Here is an 18,562-nt window from a genome sequence, read left to right as displayed (position 1 = left end):
ACAGTCGCTCATCCCGCCGCCGCGACCTTCTCCCCCCCCTCGGGGAGAAGAAACAAGCGGCAGCGCCCCGCTTTATCCGTGACGGTATTGCGTGAGGATGAGACGACGTCAGACGGGGAATTGTTCGGGCACGCTCACCAGCCGCCAGTCGCGCCATGCTCCGCTCGCCCTAAAGCCCCGCAAGACCGGCCTTGTAATCCTCTGACGCCGCCCGGCTGAGGCGCTCCAGTTCCATGGCCGCCCGGCTGGTATGGCGTTCCTTGTGACGCAACAAAGCGAAGTTGCGGGCGGGCAGATCGATACCGGCGCGCACGAGCAATCCCTGCCGCAGGAACAGGGATGCCACCGAAGCGGAGACGGCCGTGGCCGCGCCGCCGGAGCGCGCCGCCATCACTACCGCCTCGTTGGACGGCAGTTCGAGCATGACGGAAAGCTCGCCGGGGTCCACGCCCATCTGCCGCACCGCCGCCTCGAAGGCGGAGCGGGTGCCGGAACCCTGTTCGCGCAGCACCCATGAGGTGCCATAGAGCATGTCGAGCGCGGTGAGATAACGGCCATCGGCGAAGGGGTGGGCCGAACCGGTGACGACCAGCAGCTTGTCGGAGACGACGGGTTGCACCATCAAGGCCGGCTCATCGATCCTGCCTTCGATGAAACCGACCTCCGCCAGACCGTCGAGCACCGCCTGCGTCACCGTCTTGGTATTGCCGATATCGAGCCGGACGCTGACGCCGGGATAGAGCTTCTTGAACTGCATCAGGATCGGCGGCAGCCAGTAGCTCGCAATGGTCTGGCTGGCGCAGACGGTGATTTCGCCGCGCGTCAACCCGCCCATTTCAGAGAGAATCAATTCCGCATTGCGCACACGCGCCAGCGTCGCCTTGGCTTCGCCCAGAAACGCCCGGCCGCTTTCTGTCAGTTCAATGTTGCGGCCGACGCGATGGAACAGCTCGACATTATAAAAGGCCTCGAGATTCTTGATCGCTGAGCTGACGGCCGACGCAGTCAAACCGATGGCTTCGGCGGCCCTCGTCAGGTGCTCACGTTCGGCAACGGCGATGAAGATGCGGAGCTGTTCAAAAGTCATGGCTTTTCATTCGATTTTATCGAATAATATATGCCATATTATTTGATAGAATAAAACAGGCGGCTGCGGCATTGTCTGGCCATGGCACAACATCGCACCCTTACCCATCCCTTTCAGTTTTCGCTTCGCTGGCTCACCCCGCTTCTGCCGGGCATTCTCCTCTGCGCGGCGGTCAGCTGCGCCGCCATTCTGGCGGAGCGCTTTCAGGTGCGGCTCGCCGGCCACGCCTGGCTTGGCGATCTTGTGCTTGCCATTCTGATCGGAACGCTTTTGCGTTCGCTTGTGTCGCTGCCGGCTGTCGCTTCAGCCGGCATCAAGTTCAGCGCCAAGACGCTGCTCGAAATCGCCGTGGCGCTTCTCGGCGCATCGCTCAGCCTCTCCATTCTCAAGGGCGCAGGCGGCTTGCTGATCGGCGGCATTGCGCTGATCGTCGCGCTGTCGCTGATCGTCAGCTATGCCGCCGGGCGAATGCTGGGCCTGCCGCCCAAGCTCGCGACGCTGATCGCCTGCGGCAACTCCATCTGCGGTAATTCCGCCATTGCCGCCGCAGCACCCGCCATTGGCGCCAAGCCGGAAGATGTCGCCGCCTCGATTGCCTTCACCGCGGTTCTCGGCGTCGCCGCCGTGCTGTTGATGCCGTTCCTGCCGCAGCTCCTCGGCCTCGATGCGACCCAATATGGCATCTTCGCCGGCCTGACGGTCTATGCCGTGCCGCAGGTTCTGGCCGCCACCGCCCCGCTCGGCGCGATTGCCGTGCAGACCGGCACCATCGTCAAGCTCATCCGCGTGCTGATGCTGGGACCTGTCATCGCCACCCTCTCCGTCATCCATGGCCGCTCCGACAAGGGCCGCCTGAGATTGCAGCAGATGGTTCCGTGGTTCATCGTCGGCTTCGTGTTGATGATCATGGCCCGGTCCTTCGGCCTCATTCCCGAAGTCGTGCTGGGCCCCGTCGCATCGCTCTCCAACATCCTCACCATCATGTCGATGGCGGCGCTGGGTCTCTCGGTCGATATTCGCAGCCTTCGCCATGCCGGCGGCAAGGTCATCGTCGCCGCCAGCCTGTCGCTGGTGCTGCTGGGCGTTCTCAGTTTTGGCCTGATCGTGCTGACTCAGACGGCCTGAGTCCCTGGGGAAACCGTTATGCCCCGGTGCTGACCGTCAGCGTGTAATGTGCGCCGAGACCGCGGCGCGGTGATCCCAGGATCAGCGTCGGGCGGATCAGCCATTCCGTATCCGCCTTCGGCGTCAGTGTCGCAACCTTGCCCTGGGAATCGCTGAAGAAGATCGCGTCCTCATCCGGCGTTGAAAAATCGAAGATCGCCATCAGGACAAACTCGCTGGAGGCGGCGAGTTCGACTTTCACCGTCTGCCCCGCCTTCACCTTCAGGCGATAGACATCGCCGCGCCCGCGCCGGGTCCATCCATCCAGTTTCAGCGGCCCGGCCGGCGGCAGGGCCACTTCCTTCAGCCGTTCACCGTCATCAAGCCAGATGCCATCGACATTGCGGGCCTCCGCGAAGGATGGATGCGGCACGGCGGCCACGGCCATGGTGAGAGCCAGAAGAAGGGAGGTTGCCTTCATGGACGTATAAACTCCCGCCGCAGGGCCTCTATCGGCTGGCGGCAATGACAGCCTTCGATATGGTCATTGACCATACCCATGGCCTGCATGAATGCATAGACGGTCGTCGGGCCGACGAAAGTCCAGCCCCGCTTCTTCAAATCCCTGGAAAGCCGGATGGAGGCGGCGCTGGTGGGGTTGGCCCTTAACGTCGCATAGTCCAGCCTTTGCGGCCTTTCTGCGGCGGCGGGTTCGAAACCCCAGAAATAACGGGCGAGCGAACCGAATTCATCCCGCAACGCCACGGCGCGGCCGGCATTGTTGATGGTCGAGACGATCTTGCCGCGATGGCGGATGATACCCTTGTCACCGAGGCAGCGCTCTATATCGGCTTCGCCGAATTCCGCCACTTTTTCGAACTCGAAATTGGCAAAGGCGAGACGGAAAGCCTCGCGCTTGCGCAAAACCGTCAGCCAGGAAAGCCCGGACTGAAAGCCTTCAAGACAGATCTTCTCGAAAAGCCGGCGATCGTCGGTGACGGGATAACCCCATTCCTCGTCGTGGTAACGGCTGTAATCCGCAAGCCCCTGCTGCCAGAAACACCGCACAAGGCCATCCGCGCCCGTTTCAAGTCCCGCTTCATTCATTCCGTAAAAACCCTTTTCCGCTCTCGCCCCCCAACCGGCCCAAGCGGCGCTTACCACTCATTCACCACGTTTCAAAACCGGGCGCTAACCTTAAATCCAGCTTTCCCTAATCAAGCGCTTTTTAATGAACAGCTATTTACGATTCGCTGGCGTCGAGGTGCGAACGTGTCCGGCAAAGCGGGTGAACAATCCCGCCATTTCCATTGTTGCGACATCCCGCAGAGAGAGTCCACCCGATGACGATGAAGTCCGTTTTTATGGCGCTGAGCCTCGTTTCCACCCTCGCCGCCCCGGCCGCCATGGCCAGCGAGCGTTATCGCGAGCGCCCGCCCGTCGTCGTCAGCCCGGATCTTTCCGCTCCCTGGGTTACCCAGCTCGGCGGCCGCGGCAATGTGCGCCCCGTTGTCTATCCGCGCGCCCCGGCCGCACGCCAGCCGTTCTTCCAGCAGCGCCAGGCCGCCATGCCGCAGCGCCCCAGCTCCGGCGTCACATCGCAGCGCCCGGCACGGGTGCAGAATGCCGCCGTCCGCCCCAATGCGCCGGTGCGCACCCAGATCGCGCCGCAATTCCTGCCGCAGATCGTCACCTACCCGACCAATGAAAAGCCCGGCACCATCGTCATCGATACGCCGAACCGTTTCCTCTATCTCGTGCTCGCCGATGGCAAGGCCCGGCGTTATGGCGTCGGCGTCGGCAAGCCCGGCTTCGAATGGGCTGGAACCCACAAGGTGACCCGCAAGGCGGAATGGCCGAGCTGGACCCCGCCGAAGGAAATGATCACCCGCGAGGCGGCCAAGGGACACTACCTGCCGGCCTTCATGGAAGGCGGCCCGGCCAACCCGATGGGCGCCCGTGCCATGTATCTCGGCTCGACGCTCTATCGCATCCACGGCACCAACCAGCCATGGACTATCGGCAGCAACAATTCCTCAGGCTGCATCCGCATGCGCAACGAGGATGTCACCGATCTCTACGAGCGCGTAAACGTCGGAACCAAGGTCATAGTGATATGATGGCAACGGTTGCGCCATTCCGGCCGCTTCCAGGCCGGCATGGCGGCGTATCCGCTTGAATTGCCGCCTTTCGGCGGTACAATCCGCCTCACTTGCATTGAATGAAACTTGGCGGGGGACGCCAGGCGCCGGACCTCTCTCAGGGGGATGACGGAACGGCCTTAAAACGGGTGGTCAACTGACCGCCCGTTTTTCGTTTCTGTCATTCAAATGTTATCAAAAAACGGTTTGGTGAATTACTGATATCAATCTGGATTCACTTCATGCCGCGCCATACTTTATTTGTTTGCGCCCTGCTCCTCAGCGGCGTTTCCTTCTCTGCCGCAATCGCGGGCGAATTCGAAATTTCCGGTTATGGCGGCTGGCAAAGCGCGCCGCACAGCGATGTGACGGTTTCCGACGGGCCGGATTTCCGGGCCGGATGGGAAGGCAAGTCGTTTTCCAATCCGCCCTATTGGGGCGTGCGCGGCACCTACTGGTTCGACGAGGGCCAGCTCAGGAATTTCGGCATCTCGCTCGATTTCACCCATGACAAGGTCTATGCCGACGACGAGACGCTCGCCCGCTCCGGCTGGTCGCATTTCGAATTCACCGACGGCCTGAACCTGCTGACGCTCAACGCACTCTACCGCTTTCCGCTGGAATCCCTGCCGATCACCCCTTATGTGGGCGCCGGCGTCGGCATCAACGTGCCGCATGTGGAAGTTTACCGCCCCTCGGGCAGAACCTTCGAATACCAGTTCGGCGGCGCAACCCTGCAGGCGCAGGCCGGCCTCAGCTACCGCATCACCGACAACTGGTCGACCTTCGTGGAATATAAGGGCACCTATTCCTTCGTCGATGTCGATATCGACAATGGCGGCTCGTTGAAGACCGATATCATCACCAATGCGGTGAATTTCGGCGTGGCGTATAAGTTCTAGCTCTCTTCCCTCATTCCTGTGCTTGTCACAGGAATCCGGCCGACGTGCGTCTGCGCGGCGAGGAGAGTCCTTTCAGCCCAAGGACTTGGGCTGGCTGGATCCCTGTGACAAGCACAGGGATGAGGAGGAGACAAAGAAAGCCCTCACGACCCAATCTTTGCGGCACACGTTATGGCCTGCCGGATCGCTGCCTTATCGGCACACGGCGCTCTAAACCGAAAGCCTCGCCGGCTTCGGCCCGCCATAGGCCCAGTCCAGCAGCTCCACCGTGTGCAGGATCGGCATATCCGTGCCGGTTCCGATCTGCGTGATGCAGCCGATATTACCGGTGGCGATGACATCCGCCCGCGTGGCCTCGATGTTCTTCACCTTGCGCGCCTTGAGCTTGGCGGAAATTTCCGGCTGCAGGATGTTGTAGGTTCCGGCCGAACCGCAGCAGAGATGCCCTTCCGCCGGATCGCGCACGGTAAAACCCGCCGCCTTCAGCAGCTGTTTCGGCGCAAGCGTGATCTTCTGGCCATGCTGCATGGAGCAGGCGGAATGATAGGCGACCGTCAGACCCTGGCTTTGCCCTTGCGGCAGATCGAGGGTGGCGAGATATTCAGTGATGTCCTTTGCGAGCGCCGAGACCCGCGCGGCTTTTTCGGCATAGGCCGGATCGAGCCGCAGCATGTGGCCGTAATCCTTGATGGTGGTGCCGCAGCCGGAAGCGGTGATGATGATGGCATCGAGACCGCCACTCTCCATCTCGCGCGTCCAGACATCGACATTGTGCCTTGCCGAAGCGAGCGCCTCTTCCTCGCGCCCCATATGATGCACCAGCGAACCGCAGCAGCCCTCCCCCTTCGGCACCACGACCTCAATGCCGAGCCGCGCCAGCAGGCGCAACGTCGCCTCGTTGATGCCGGGATCGAGCACCGGCTGGGCGCAGCCGGTGAGGATCGCAACGCGTCCACGCTTTTCGCCCTCGGCCGGCCGCTCTCCCGGACGGGTTGACGCGGAGGCCGCAGGCACGGCGGCGGGGGCGAGAGCGAGCATGGATTGCAGCGGCGTCAGCGCCGGAACCCTGGCAAGCAGGCCGGAGAAAGGCCGCGCCAGCCGGGCCAGATGCAGGGCCAACCGGAAACGGGAGGGATGGGGCAGGACGGCAACCAGAAGATTGCGGATCAGCCTATCCATGAAGGGGCGCTTGTATGTCTGTTCGATATGGGCGCGGGCATGATCGACCAGATGCATGTAATCCACGCCCGAGGGACAGGTGGTGGTGCAGGCAAGACAGGAAAGACAGCGGTCGATATGGGTGACGACCTCGCGGTCGGCCGGGCGGCTGTTTTCCAGCATGTCCTTGATGAGATAGATGCGGCCGCGCGGGCTGTCCAGCTCGTTGCCGAGCGTGACATAGGTGGGACAGGTGGCGGTGCAGAAACCGCAATGCACACATTTGCGCAGGATTTTTTCGGATTCCGCCACATGCGGATCGGCCAGCTGTTCGGGCGTGAAGGATGTTTGCATGGCTCAGACGGCCCTTTCCATCGTGACGGCCATCTTGCCGGGATTGAAGATGCCCGCCGGATCGAGCTTCTCCCTGATGCGCGCTGAAAGCAGCGCTTCCGCCGCCGGGCGCGGTTCGAAGGCAGCAACCGTGGCGCGCACCGCATCGCTCGCCCTCACCAAAGTTGCATGGCCGCCGCCGAGCGCCCGGATCGCGCCGCGCAGCAAATCCGCCTCGGGGTTGGCCTCCATCTGCATCCAGACGAGGCCGCCCTGCCAGTCGTAAAAGGCGTCGATGCCCGCTTCCATGCGCAGCGCCGCGACAAGCTGATGACCCACAGAAGGCGCGACCGATACTTTCCACAAGGGTTTCGCCGCCTGTCCGGCATAGGGCGCGACATCGCGCAGCTGACGCCACAAAAGCCCGCTCTCCTCACCCTCCAGCAGCGCCCACGGCCCGACCCGGTCCATGACGGAAAGGAGTTTGGCCGTGCGCGCCTCCACCGAGGCGGAAAGCCCTTCCAGCCGCAGGATAGTCGCCGGGCCATCCGGCAATCCGCCATCGATGAAACGGGAACGAACGCTTTCCGGCAGATGCGCCGCGCCCGAAACCTCGACACTCATCGCCATAGCCGCCGCCATGATGCGTGTCGCGGCTTCATCATCGAGACCGGAAACGACCACGGTTTTTTCCGCGGGCGGTTTCGGCAGCACGCGGAAGGTGACTTCGGTGAGGAAACCGAGCGTGCCGAAAGACCCGGCCAGGAACTTCGACAGATCGAGCCCGGTGACATTCTTCATCACCCGGCCGCCGGCCTTGATGACCTCACCGCTGCCATTGACGAAACGGATACCGAGCAGGCTGTCCCGGGCCGCACCCGCCACATAACGGCGGGGGCCGGAAACATTGGCGGCGAAGACGCCGCCAATGGTCGGCTCACCTTCGGTGCCCATGATCGGGCGGTGATCCATAGGCTCGAAGGCCATCATCTGGCGGTTTTCTGCAAGGGCGGCTTCGACGGTGGCGAGCGGGGTTCCGGCCTTGACGGTCATGACCATTTCGGCGGGCAGGTAGGAGACGATGCCGTTCATCGCACGCGAAGAGAGTGCTTCATCTGCTGCGACAGCATTGCCGAAACCGGAGCGGGTGTTGCCGCCGATGATTTTCAGCGGGCTTTTACGCGCGGCGTGGTCGTGGATGATGTCGGCGACCTGGGTTTCTGCATAGGGGGTCAGCATGGGGCGGCAAGCTCCGGGCATGGGATAGCGACGTTTGCGCAAGAAATATTACACTCGGAGCAAGAGATACCCCCCTCTGCCCTGCCGGGCATCTCCCCCTCAAGGGGGGAGATCGATATGCCGCACTCGCTCGTTCCATGGGCGGGGTGTTCTCCCCTTGCCGATCTCCCCCCTTGAGGGGGAGATGCCCGGCAGGGCAGAGGGGGGTAAGCCACATCCACAGAGATCACAAAATTCACACCCATCATCCCCTCCCCTCCAGCGGAAACACCTTGGAAGGGTTCATCAGCCAACCCTCATCGAAAGCCGCGCGCACCGCCATCTGCTGGGCAAGATCGGCCTCGCCATACTGGTGGCGCATCAAATCCCGTTTTTCGATGCCGACACCGTGCTCGCCGGTCAAACAGCCGCCGGCATCGACGCAGAGCTTCAATATTTCATTGCCTGCCTCTTCCGCGCGGGCCGCATCGTCGGGATCGTTGGCGTTGAACAGGATAAGCGGGTGCATGTTGCCATCGCCGGCATGGAAGACATTGGCGACGCGAAGGCCGAGGCGGTCGGTGATTTCGCTCGTCTTTTTCAGCACATAGGAAAGCTGGGAGAGCGGCACGGTGCCATCCATGCAGATGTAATCCGCGATGCGGCCGGTTGCGCCGAAGGCGGATTTGCGGCCTTTCCAGATCGCCGCCGCCTCCATGGCCGACTGACATTCCTTCACCGTCTTCACGCCATGTTTTCGGGCAATCGCCACGATGTCGGCCAGCATGGCGTCCATTTCCGCCTCGGAGCCTTCGACCTCGACGATCAGCAGCGCGCCAACATTCAGCGGATAGCCCGCCTTGGCGAAAGCCTCGCAAATTTCGATGGCCGGCTTGTCCATGAATTCGATGGCGACCGGGATGATGCCCGCGCCGATAATATCGGCCACGCAGGAGCCGGCTTCCTCCGACGTCTCGAAGCCGAACAGCACCGGTCGCGCGCCTTCCGGCCTGGCGATCAGCCGCACCGTCGCTTCCGTCACGATACCGAGCTGGCCTTCCGAACCGCAGACGAGGGCGAGCAGATCGTAGCCGGCGGCATCGAGGTACTTGCCGCCCAGCTCCAGCACTGTGCCATCCACCAGCACCATTTTCACACCGAGCAGATTATTGGTGGTGACGCCGTATTTCAGGCAATGCGCGCCGCCGGAATTCATGCCGATATTGCCGCCGATGGTGCAGGCAAGCTGCGAGCTGGGGTCCGGCGCATAAAAGAAACCTTCCGCGCCGGCCGCATCGGAAATGGAAAGATTGGTGACGCCCGCCTGTACCCGCGCCGTACGATTGTAAAAATCCAGTTCGAGGATCGAGGCCATCTTGGAAAGGCCGATCACGACTGCATCTTCCTGCGGAATCGCGCCGCCGGAGAGCGAGGTGCCGGCCCCGCGCGGCACGACGGGAATGCCGTAACGGTGACAATATTTCATCACCGCCGCCACTTCCTCCGTCGTCTTTGGCAACGCCACGGCCAGCGGCAGGCGGCGATAGGAAACGAAGGCGTCGGTTTCGAAAGGCACAAGTTCGCGCGGTTCGTGCACAAGACAGTCCGCCGGCAGAATATCCTTGAGATCAGCTATGATGCGGTCGCGGCCTGCGACGACCTTCGCGCGCGGCTCCAGAAACTTGATCGGCTGCGTCACCGCCCCTCCTCCATGCCATTTCACCAACTGGTATTCTTTCTTTACCACTTTGAAACGGCGCAATCAAATGTTATGGATTTTTTCCTTTCTGGAAACAATCGAGGGCAACTATGACGAATTTGGGCGATCTGGAAGTCTTCGCAAGCGTTGCCGCCTCCGGCAGCATGTCGCTGGCCGCAAGGGAGCTTGGTTATTCGCCCGCCGTCATTTCCAAACGCATCAAGCGGCTGGAAGAAAAGCTCGGAGCGCGGCTTTTCCAGCGCACCACACGGCAAATCTCGCTGACCGAAGCGGGACAGGGTTTTTACGAGCGGGTGCTTGCCGTGCTGGAAGGGCTGGAGGAGGCCGAGGATTTCGTGTCCGGCCGCGCCAATACGGTCAACGGCACGCTGAAGGTTTCCGCGCCGACCTCCTTCGGGCGCATGCATATCGCGCCGCATCTGAAGGGTTTCATGGAGCGGCATCCTGATCTTTCGGTCAATCTGGTGCTGAGCGACGAATTCATCGACATCATCGAGGGTGGTTACGATCTGGCCATCCGTATCGCCGATCTCAATTCCTCCAGCCTCGTGGCCCGCAGGCTTGCCCCAGTGCGCCGCGTACTCTGCGCTTCGGCGGAATACGTTGCGGCCCATGGTATGCCCGCGACAATCGAGGATCTGAAAAAGCACCGCTGCCTGCCGGCCCATAATAACGATGTCTGGCGGCTGGAAGGACCGGGCGGCGCGATGAGCATTCGCCCGGAAGGGATGCTTATCACCAATTCCAGCGAGGTGATCCGCGAGGCGGTGATATCGGGGCTCGGCATTGCGCTGCGCTCCACCTGGGATATCGGCCATGAATTGCGCAGCGGCAAGCTGGTACAGGTTCTGCCGGGTTATGAGGGATCGCGAAACGTCACGCTCTCGGCGGTTTATCCGAGCCGGCAGTTCCTACCTGCGAAGGTGCGGCTGTTCATTGACTATCTCGCCGGGCTTTATGGGCCTTCGCCCTATTGGGAGCAGGGCTGAAACGGGTCCACTCCCTCATCCCTGTGCTCGTCACAGGGATCCAGCCAGCCCAGGTCTTTGGGCTGAAAAGACTCTCTCCGCCGCGCAGACGCGCGCCGCCTGGATTCCTGTGACAAGCACAGGAATGAGGGAAACTGGGTTATCCGTCAGTGCCCGCCCTCGGCATGGGAGCGGCGGATGCGGCGCACCACCCACCAGACGCCGAGAACCGCGAAGGGAACGGAGATGCCGGTGACCACGGCAGGGTCGAGCGGCAACACATCATGGCTGATCGCCTTGGTGAGATAACCGATGAGGCCCACAACATAATAGGAAATGGCGGCGACCGAGAGACCCTCCACCGTTTGTTGCAGGCGAAGCTGCATGGCGGCGCGTTTGTTCATGGTGTTGAGCAACACCGTATTCTGCCGCTCCAGCTCCACGTCGATCCAGCTTCGGACGAGCGCCGTGGCGCGATAGAGCTTGCGCGACAGGTTGGCCTGCCGCTCCTCCACCGACTGACAGGTGCGCATGGCGGGCGCCATGCGCCGTTCCAGAAAGCTGCCCATGGTCTCGTGGCCCTGCACCGGGGTTTCCGCAAGCGCCCGGATACGTTCGCGCACGATGCCGTCATAGGCGCGGCTGGCGCCGAAACGATAGAGGCTGAGCGCGGCATTGGCCTCCAGTTCCGCCGCAAGCCGGGTCATTTCCGCCAGCAGCGCGTCCGCCTCGTCGCGCGCGCCGTTTTTCATGCGCTGGGTGATGCCGGTCAGGCCGTCCTCGATGCGGCGGATTTCCGGCGAGAGCGTCTGCGCCATTGGCAGGCCGAGCATGGCAAGGGTGCGATAGGTTTCGATATCGAGCAACCGCTGCACCAGCGCGCCGCGGCTGTAATCGCTCAAGCCCCGGTCGATCACCAGGATCTGCGTCAGCCCGTCGCGATCCTGCCGGAAATCGGTGAGGATCGCCGCCTGCCCGTCGCGCACGTCGCTGTGACAGAGGCTGGTCGGCTCGAAGATCGTCTCCGCCTGAGATACCACGCCGTTTTCCGGGCGGATTTCCAGCCGCACGCCTGATATCAGCGAACCGGGCGGCGAAAAGCCGTCGCCAAAGGGATCGCCGGCAATCTCGCCGCCGAATTTTTCCGGCGCAGGACCATCCCAGAACCAGGTCGAGAATTCGGTATGCCGCTCCCAGCGCAAGGTCCCCTGCCCCCAGGGCATGGCGTGGTGGCGGGCATCGCGCTCCGGCGGCGCAACGCCGCGGCTGCGCGACATTTCGGCAATGACCGAGTGATGCACGGCAGAGCCGCCATCCATCATGAAGGCGAGCTGGACGATGATGCGCGACGGCGCGAGCAGCACCGTCGGCCGCGCATGCACCTCGCCCAGAGCCAGCGACCGTTCCGGCGCGCTTGCGAAAGCAAATCTACCCTTGGCCATTGCGATTTCGTCCCCGCTTCTTATCCCGGATTTCTAAAACATCGATCGCGATGAAAACACCGCAAACGAAGCCCCCTGTCATTGTTTTGATCCACCTGGCGGAAAAATCCGTCACCGTCACCCTGTCCTGCTGCTGCTTTAACAAAAGCCAATTCGAAAAGGCAGATGCCGTGTTGCCGCAGGCATGGCGCTGACAAGGCGTGGAACTGGATAGAATATTTGACCAGTACGATGCTTCGCTGATAATTTGCCCCCAAATCGAAATACGCGGCGGGATTTCGACGGAGACTTCGGCGATGGACGAAACCCTTTTTGCGCGCATCGAGCACAGCCGCACATCGCAGGAGGTGGTCTTGCGTTTCGAGGAACTGATCCTCGACGGCATATTGCGGGATGGCGACAGGCTGCCCGGCGAGCGCGAACTGGCGCAACGCCTCGATGTCTCGCGGCCTATCTTGCGGGAAGCGCTGAAGGAGCTTGAGACCCGTGGCCTTCTTACCAGCCGGCATGGCGGCGGCACCTATGTTGCCGATATTGTCGGCCCGGTGTTTTCCGATCCCTTGAGCGCGCTGATCACCCGCCACAGCCGGGCGACACGCGATTTCCTCGAATATCGCCGTTATATCGAAGGCATGACCGCCGAACTTGCCGCACAGCGGGCGACGGAACCGGACAGGCGCAACCTCGCCGCCATCGTGGACAGAATGCGGGAAGCGCATGAGGCGGGCCATTTCGAAGAAGAGCTTGCGGGCGATGTGGAGTTTCACAACGCCATTGGCGAGGCGGCGCATAATATCGTGCTGATGCACACGTTACGCTCCTGCTACCGGCTTCTGAGCGACGATATCTTCTACAATCGCCACCTCATCTTCACCGTTACCGGCGCCCATGACGAGGTGCTGAGACAGCATATCGCCATTCATGATGCGATTGCCGCCGGCGACCCGGCAGGGGCAAGGGCGGCGGCGGAGGCCCATATCGACTTCATCGTGGAGACGACATCCAAGGCGCATCAAGCGCGGGAATGGGACCGGATTTCGCGCCTGAGGCAGCAACAGCGAAGCCCCTGAAAACGCCTTCAGGCGAAATGCGGCATCTCTTTTATTCAGGTTTTGATGGAACCTTTTGTGCTCTTTGGTCTTTTTATCGGGTTAATTGGAAAAATTTACCAAGATGGGACCCATGACGACCACGAGCGAAACTGAACGCTATCCGCGGATAGCTCTCATATCGACGCATGGCTATGTCGCCGCGCACCCGCCGCTGGGTGCTGCGGACACCGGTGGACAGGTGGTTTATGTGCTTGAGCTTGCACGCAAACTCGGCCAGCTCGGTTATACTGTCGATCTTTACACCCGCCGTTTCGAAGACCAGCCGGAATTCGATGAGGTCGATGAGCGCGTCCGCGTGGTGCGCATTCCCTGCGGCGGGCGCGATTTCATTCCCAAGGAATATCTGCACCGCCACCTGATGGAATGGTGCGAAAATGCGTTGCGTTTCATCAAGAAAAACGACCTGAATTATTCTTTCATCAACAGCCATTATTGGGATGCGGGCGTCGCCGGGCAGCGGCTGTCCGAAGCGCTGAAGATCCCGCATCTGCACACGCCGCATTCGCTCGGCATCTGGAAAAAGCGCCAGATGGAGACCGATTATCCGGAAAAGGCCGATACGTTCGAACTGGAATTCAACTTCAGGGAACGTATCCAGCACGAGCTGATCATCTACCGCAGTTGCGACATGGTGATCGCCACGACGCCGGTGCAGCTCGACGTTCTGATCGAGGATTACGGTCTGAAGCGCAAGCATATCCACATGATCCCGCCGGGTTATGACGACAACCGCTTCTTCCCGGTTTCCGATGCGACGCGGCAGATGATCCGGCAGCGTTTCGGCTTCGAGGGCAAGACGGTGCTGGCGCTCGGACGCCTTGCGACCAACAAGGGTTATGACCTGCTGATCGACGGCTTCTCCGTTCTTGCCGAGCGCGAACCGGAAGCCCGGCTGCATCTGGCGGTCGGCGGCGAGAATATGGACGAGCAGGAAACCACGATCCTCAACCAGCTGAAGGAGCGGGTGAAAGCGCTCGGTCTCGAAGACAAGGTGGCCTTTTCCGGTTACGTCACGGATGAGGACCTGCCGGACATCTATCGCGCCGCCGATCTCTTCGTGCTCTCAAGCCGCTATGAACCCTTCGGCATGACCGCGATCGAGGCGATGGCGAGCGGCACGCCCACCGTCGTCACCACCCATGGCGGGCTGTTCCGGGCCATCAGCTATGGTCGCCATGCGCTGTTTGCCGATCCTTTCGACAAGGAAGACCTCGGCATCACCATGATGAAGCCGTTCAAGCATGAGCGGCTTTACGGGCGGCTTTCGCGCATGGGCGCACACAAGGCGCGCAGCCTGTTCACCTGGACCGGCATTGCCCAGCAGCTTCTCGCCCTTGTGGAAGGCAGGACGATGATGCCGGTTCTGGAAGAAGCCGACTGGGCCGAACCATGGAACGACGGCGATTGAGACCGCTTCGTCTTTTTTCCACCGATCTCGACGGAACCGTCGTCGGCGATAACGACGCCACGCGCCGGTTCCGCGATTTCTGGCAATCCCTGCCGGACGCACAGCGTCCCCTCCTCGTTTTCAACAGCGGCAGGCTGATCGACGACCAGCTTGCGCTTCTCGAAGAGGCGCCGCTGCCGCGACCCGACTACATCATCGGCGGGGTCGGCACCATGCTGCACGCAAAAGAGCGCGGCGAACTGGAACGCGCCTATGCGAGTTCCCTTGGCACCGGTTTCGACCCGCAGAAGATCGCCGACGTGATGGCCGGCGTTCCCGGTGTGACGATGCAGGAGGAGCGCTATCAGCACGGCCTCAAATCGAGCTGGTTCCTGCATGGCGCCGATGACGCGGCGCTTCGGAAGATCGAAGCGGCGCTTGCGGCGGCCGATATTGACGCCCGCATCGTCTATTCCAGCGGTCGAGACCTCGACATATTGCCGAAAGCGGCCGACAAGGGCGCGGCACTTGCATGGTTATGTGGACAACTGCACATCGGCCTCGACGAATCGGCGGTCGCGGGCGATACTGGTAATGATCGGGCGATGTTCGAATTAAAGAATATTCGCGGCGTGATCGTGGGCAATGCCTTGCCGGAGCTGATGTCGCTGGCGCATCGGGACATGCGCTTTTTTCACGCTGCGGCGAGGGAAGCGGATGGGGTGATCGAAGGCCTCCGGCACTGGGGCGTAAACCCAGGCTGAAGCAGCCCCGGCTATAATTCATAGCGGTCTTGCATTCCGAATGGCTTGAAAGCAGGTAAATAGAGTATTACCGCATCGGCTGTCCGGCCGGGGAACCACCCGGCCGAAGTTCTGTTCGCGAATTTACCACATCCCTTTTGCCCAAAGGCTTCACCGGCGTGAAGACAGTAGTGGGTTATGGGTGAAGGGGGATTGGCGGAGCATAAAGCATATCTATATTAGCAATTATCACTACCCGGCAAAGAAGGACCTATACGGATTGAAGATTTTGAATCGATTGGCGACAGATGTTGGCTTGATGTTGCGCAGACCGCCGCGACAGCAATATGCGGCGCTGTGCTATCGATTGTCCAAAAAAAATCCGGAGCCGGAAGTATTGCTGCTGACCAGCCGGGATACGGGCCGGTGGGTCATTCCCAAGGGCTGGCCGATGGCCAACAAGAAGGCCCATGCGGTGGCCGAACAGGAAGCCTATGAGGAAGCCGGCGTCAAAGGCACGGTGGAGAAGGCTCCCTTCGGTTATTATGAATACGAGAAAAAGCTGAACAGCGGCATCAATGTGCCATGCAAGGTTCAGGTGCATCTGCTCGAGGTTTCGGAAATGCAGGACAGCTTTCCCGAAAAGGAATCGAGGCGGCTGGAGTGGGTCAGCCCGCAGGAAGCCGGAAGACGGGTCAACGAGCCGGAGCTGAAAGCGCTCATGCTCGCTTTCGACAAGCGGATGGCGCATTCGAAATAGCGCAACCGCCCGAAAAGTGGCAATGTGGGGTTTGGTTCTCCAACATGGCTCTTATCGTCTTTTTCTTTGGAGAGACGTGCGGGATGTAACAGTCTTTCTGTAAATTGCCTTCAACCTGCGACGCTGCCGGACGAAAGGGAATGCTGGCAAACGAGGTGTGAATGGCAACGAAGCCGCCATCGAACATGAAGCCGACGCTCGACAAGGATCTCGACAAGTTCACCCGTGTCGAAGAGGCGACGCTGCATGTCACGCAGCAGCTTGCCGGCCTTGGCGCGGGCTTCATCTTCGTTGTTCTGGCCGCCATCTTCGCCGATATCTTCGTTACCGGCACGGCGGGCTCTGCCATCATCATCGCCGCCGTCGCCATCGGCGCCTATATGGCCATCAATATCGGCGCGAACGACGTCACGAACAATGTCGGCCCCGCCGTCGGCGCCAAGGCCATGCCGCTGGCCGTCGCCCTCGTCGTCGCCGCAATCAGCGAAATTGCCGGCGCGCTGATTACCGGCGGCAATGTCGTCGAGACCATTTCCAGCGGCATCATCAACATCGAGACCATTCCCGACCGGACCGCGTTTTCATGGGCAATGCTGTCGGCGCTTCTTGCCGCCGGCCTGCTCGTCAACATCTCGACCTGGACGAAGGCGCCGATCTCCACCACCCATACGGTGGTCGGCGGGGTCGCCGGCGCCGGAATGGCCGCCTATGGGGCGAAGGCGGTCGACTGGCTGTCGCTCGGCAGCATCGCCTTCGCCTGGGTGCTGGCGCCCTTCATCAGCGCCGCCTTCGCCATCGCCATCCTTGCCTTCATCAAGGAATTCATCATCTACCGCGAGGACAAGATCGAAGCTGCGCGGCTGTGGGTGCCGGTGCTTATCGGCCTGATGGCCGGCGTTTTCATGGCCTATCTCATCTGGGTCGGACTGCAGCAGCTCATGCATGTGTCGCTCGGCCATGCCAGTGTCACAGGGCTTGTGACCGGCCTTGTCGCCTGGCGGCTCTGCGTGCCGATCATTCGCAAACAATCGGAAGGGCTGGAGAACCGCAACCAGTCGCTTCGAATCCTGTTCCAGTGGCCGCTGGTCCTCGCCGCCGGCCTGATGTCCTTCGCCCATGGGGCGAATGACGTTTCGAACGCCATCGGGCCAGTCGTGGCCATCGTGCGGGCCCTGCATGACGAGGCGGTGGGCACCTCCGCCCGCGCGCCGCTATGGGTGATGCTTGTCGGCGCTTTCGGGCTGTCCTGCGGAATTCTCCTTTATGGCCCGCGCCTCATCCGTCTCGTCGGTGAGCAGATCACCAAGCTCAATCCGATGCGCGCCTTCTGCGTTTCCGTGGCCACGGCGCTCACCGTTCTCGTGGCCTCGCGCTTCGGCCTGCCGGTCAGCACCACCCATACGGCGATCGGCGCTGTCTTCGGCGTCGGTTTCTTCCGCGAATGGTACACACAGGCGTCACGCCGGCGGCAGGAGCTTGTTCAGGCCGGTGACGGCAGACCCCGCCGGTCCGAAAGATATGTCGACAATCCTTCCGAGATACGCCGCCGTTATCTTGTCCGCCGCTCCCACTTCATGACGATCATCGCCGCCTGGCTGGTCACCGTTCCAGCCAGCGCAACGCTTGCGGCGCTGCTCTATTGGCTCTTGTCTTTCCTTTTCCTGTGAAACTGAAAATCCCATGCGCGCTAATTTCCGGATGCAACGCCTGTTTATTGACGCCGACCTCGCAGGCGGCGTTGCGCAGGAAACGACGACCGAACAGTTCAACTATCTCGCCAATGTGCTGCGGATGACCGACGGCGCGGAAATACTGCTGTTCAACGGACGCGATGGCGAATGGAAGGCGAGGCTCTCCTTCCCGAGCCGCAAGAAGATCGTGCTTATTCCCCTTGAGCAGACAAGACCCCAGCCGGAAGCGCCGGATCTGCATTATCTTTTCGCGCCGCTGAAAGTCGGGCGGATGGATTATCTGGTGCAGAAGGCGGTGGAAATGGGCGCCGGCCTGCTGCAGCCGGTGATGACGCAGCATGTCCAGGGCAAGATCCACAACACCGAAAAACTGCGCGCCAATGCCATCGAGGCCGCCGAGCAGTGCGGCATACTGTCTCTTCCCGAGGTGGCCGAACCGGTGAAACTGCAGGACATGCTGGAAACCTGGCCCGGCGACCGCCGCATCATCTATTGCGACGAGGGCGATGCGGGCCAGAATCCGCTGCCCATCCTGCAATCCGTCAAGGAGCGCAAGATCGCCCTGCTGGTCGGGCCGGAAGGCGGGTTTTCCGAAGACGAAAGGGAGTTGCTGCGCAGCCTTGCCTTCGTCACGCCCATTCCGCTCGGGCCGCGTATCCTGAGGGCCGATACGGCGGCCGTCGCAGCACTCGCGGTCATTCAGGCGGCGATCGGCGACTGGAACTGAACGGGACCATTGCGCTTCATGCATCTTTAAAAGAAATTCATTTGCCACCGGATGCGATCCGGCCCTATC

18 protein-coding genes are annotated in these 18,562 nt (G+C 61.5%); 10 read left to right on the top strand and 8 right to left on the bottom strand.

Annotation, left to right across the window (positions count from 1 at the left end; genetic code table 11):
* Positions 1 to 169: 169 nt before the first annotated feature.
* Positions 170 to 1,087, bottom strand: coding sequence for a LysR family transcriptional regulator (locus N5D22_RS07480; RefSeq protein WP_279655030.1), 918 nt, complete (start codon positions 1,085 to 1,087; stop codon positions 170 to 172).
* An 81-nt stretch (positions 1,088 to 1,168) separates the two neighbouring features.
* Between N5D22_RS07480 and N5D22_RS07475 the strand changes: the two genes are divergently transcribed.
* The gene (locus N5D22_RS07475; RefSeq protein WP_279655029.1) at positions 1,169 to 2,212 is read left to right on the top strand and encodes a YeiH family protein; all 1,044 of its coding nucleotides are present in this window, start codon (positions 1,169 to 1,171) and stop codon (positions 2,210 to 2,212) included.
* A gap of 16 nt (positions 2,213 to 2,228) precedes the next feature.
* On the opposite strand, the gene N5D22_RS07470 is transcribed toward N5D22_RS07475, so the two are convergent.
* Together N5D22_RS07470 and N5D22_RS07465 are read right to left on the bottom strand one after the other, a co-directional pair.
* Positions 2,229 to 2,672, bottom strand: coding sequence for a hypothetical protein (locus tag N5D22_RS07470; protein ID WP_279655028.1), 444 nt, complete (start codon positions 2,670 to 2,672; stop codon positions 2,229 to 2,231).
* On the bottom strand, positions 2,669 to 3,298 hold the full coding sequence (locus tag N5D22_RS07465) for a DNA-3-methyladenine glycosylase I (protein WP_279655027.1): 630 nt from the start codon (positions 3,296 to 3,298) through the stop codon (positions 2,669 to 2,671). Before N5D22_RS07465 ends, N5D22_RS07470 begins: the two co-directional genes overlap by 4 nt.
* Before the next feature lie 236 nt (positions 3,299 to 3,534).
* On the opposite strand from N5D22_RS07465, the gene N5D22_RS07460 reads away from it, so the two are divergent.
* A complete protein-coding gene (locus N5D22_RS07460) occupies positions 3,535 to 4,311 on the top strand; it encodes a L,D-transpeptidase (RefSeq protein WP_279655026.1) in 777 nt (258 codons plus the stop codon).
* 263 nt (positions 4,312 to 4,574) lie between these two features.
* Positions 4,575 to 5,234 (top strand): outer membrane beta-barrel protein, encoded by a 660-nt coding sequence (locus tag N5D22_RS07455; RefSeq protein WP_279655025.1) that lies wholly within the window; start codon positions 4,575 to 4,577, stop codon positions 5,232 to 5,234.
* A 210-nt stretch (positions 5,235 to 5,444) separates the two neighbouring features.
* Here the strand turns inward: N5D22_RS07455 and glcF are convergent, their stop codons facing one another.
* The 3 genes from glcF to N5D22_RS07440 form a co-directional block, all read right to left on the bottom strand.
* On the bottom strand, positions 5,445 to 6,746 hold the full coding sequence (glcF, locus tag N5D22_RS07450; protein ID WP_279655024.1) for a glycolate oxidase subunit GlcF: 1,302 nt from the start codon (positions 6,744 to 6,746) through the stop codon (positions 5,445 to 5,447).
* Positions 6,747 to 6,749: 3 nt separating this feature from the next.
* Positions 6,750 to 7,964: a glycolate oxidase subunit GlcE gene (glcE, locus tag N5D22_RS07445; RefSeq protein WP_279655023.1), complete on the bottom strand. Its 1,215-nt coding sequence runs from the start codon at positions 7,962 to 7,964 to the stop codon at positions 6,750 to 6,752.
* Between the two features lie 244 nt (positions 7,965 to 8,208).
* A complete protein-coding gene (locus N5D22_RS07440; RefSeq protein ID WP_279655021.1) occupies positions 8,209 to 9,642 on the bottom strand; it encodes an FAD-linked oxidase C-terminal domain-containing protein in 1,434 nt (477 codons plus the stop codon).
* 110 nt (positions 9,643 to 9,752) lie between these two features.
* On the opposite strand from N5D22_RS07440, the gene N5D22_RS07435 reads away from it, so the two are divergent.
* A complete protein-coding gene (locus N5D22_RS07435; protein WP_020812657.1) occupies positions 9,753 to 10,652 on the top strand; it encodes a LysR family transcriptional regulator in 900 nt (299 codons plus the stop codon).
* A 146-nt stretch (positions 10,653 to 10,798) separates the two neighbouring features.
* Here N5D22_RS07435 and N5D22_RS07430 read toward each other — a convergent pair whose 3' ends face one another.
* Positions 10,799 to 12,073: a DUF3422 family protein gene (locus N5D22_RS07430; RefSeq protein ID WP_279655020.1), complete on the bottom strand. Its 1,275-nt coding sequence runs from the start codon at positions 12,071 to 12,073 to the stop codon at positions 10,799 to 10,801.
* The gene (locus tag N5D22_RS07425; RefSeq protein WP_279655019.1) at positions 12,060 to 12,395 is read right to left on the bottom strand and encodes a hypothetical protein; all 336 of its coding nucleotides are present in this window, start codon (positions 12,393 to 12,395) and stop codon (positions 12,060 to 12,062) included. Before N5D22_RS07425 ends, N5D22_RS07430 begins: the two co-directional genes overlap by 14 nt.
* On the opposite strand from N5D22_RS07425, the gene N5D22_RS07420 reads away from it, so the two are divergent.
* The 6 genes from N5D22_RS07420 (at position 12,370) to N5D22_RS07395 (ending at position 18,493) form a co-directional block, all read left to right on the top strand.
* Positions 12,370 to 13,143: a FadR/GntR family transcriptional regulator gene (locus N5D22_RS07420; RefSeq protein WP_279655018.1), complete on the top strand. Its 774-nt coding sequence runs from the start codon at positions 12,370 to 12,372 to the stop codon at positions 13,141 to 13,143. The genes N5D22_RS07425 and N5D22_RS07420 overlap by 26 nt on opposite strands.
* A 103-nt stretch (positions 13,144 to 13,246) precedes the next feature.
* Positions 13,247 to 14,593, top strand: a complete 1,347-nt coding sequence (locus N5D22_RS07415) for a glycosyltransferase family 1 protein (RefSeq protein ID WP_162144093.1) — start codon at positions 13,247 to 13,249, stop codon at positions 14,591 to 14,593.
* Entirely contained in the window at positions 14,590 to 15,336 is a 747-nt protein-coding gene (locus tag N5D22_RS07410; protein WP_279655017.1) for an HAD-IIB family hydrolase, read from the top strand. The genes N5D22_RS07415 and N5D22_RS07410 overlap by 4 nt, the downstream gene beginning before the upstream one ends.
* Positions 15,337 to 15,634: 298 nt before the next feature.
* A complete protein-coding gene (locus tag N5D22_RS07405) occupies positions 15,635 to 16,075 on the top strand; it encodes an NUDIX hydrolase (protein WP_279655016.1) in 441 nt (146 codons plus the stop codon).
* 161 nt (positions 16,076 to 16,236) lie between these two features.
* On the top strand, positions 16,237 to 17,742 hold the full coding sequence (locus N5D22_RS07400) for an inorganic phosphate transporter (RefSeq protein ID WP_279655015.1): 1,506 nt from the start codon (positions 16,237 to 16,239) through the stop codon (positions 17,740 to 17,742).
* 13 nt (positions 17,743 to 17,755) lie between these two features.
* Positions 17,756 to 18,493, top strand: a complete 738-nt coding sequence (locus N5D22_RS07395; protein WP_279655014.1) for a 16S rRNA (uracil(1498)-N(3))-methyltransferase — start codon at positions 17,756 to 17,758, stop codon at positions 18,491 to 18,493.
* Positions 18,494 to 18,562: the final 69 nt, after the last annotated feature.

Source organism: Agrobacterium sp. GD03872 (assembly GCF_029840625.1).
Classification (GTDB): Bacteria; Pseudomonadota; Alphaproteobacteria; order Rhizobiales; family Rhizobiaceae; genus Agrobacterium; species Agrobacterium fabrum_A.
Note: the sequence above shows the minus strand (reverse complement) of the source record. Positions and strands in the feature narration are given on the sequence as shown.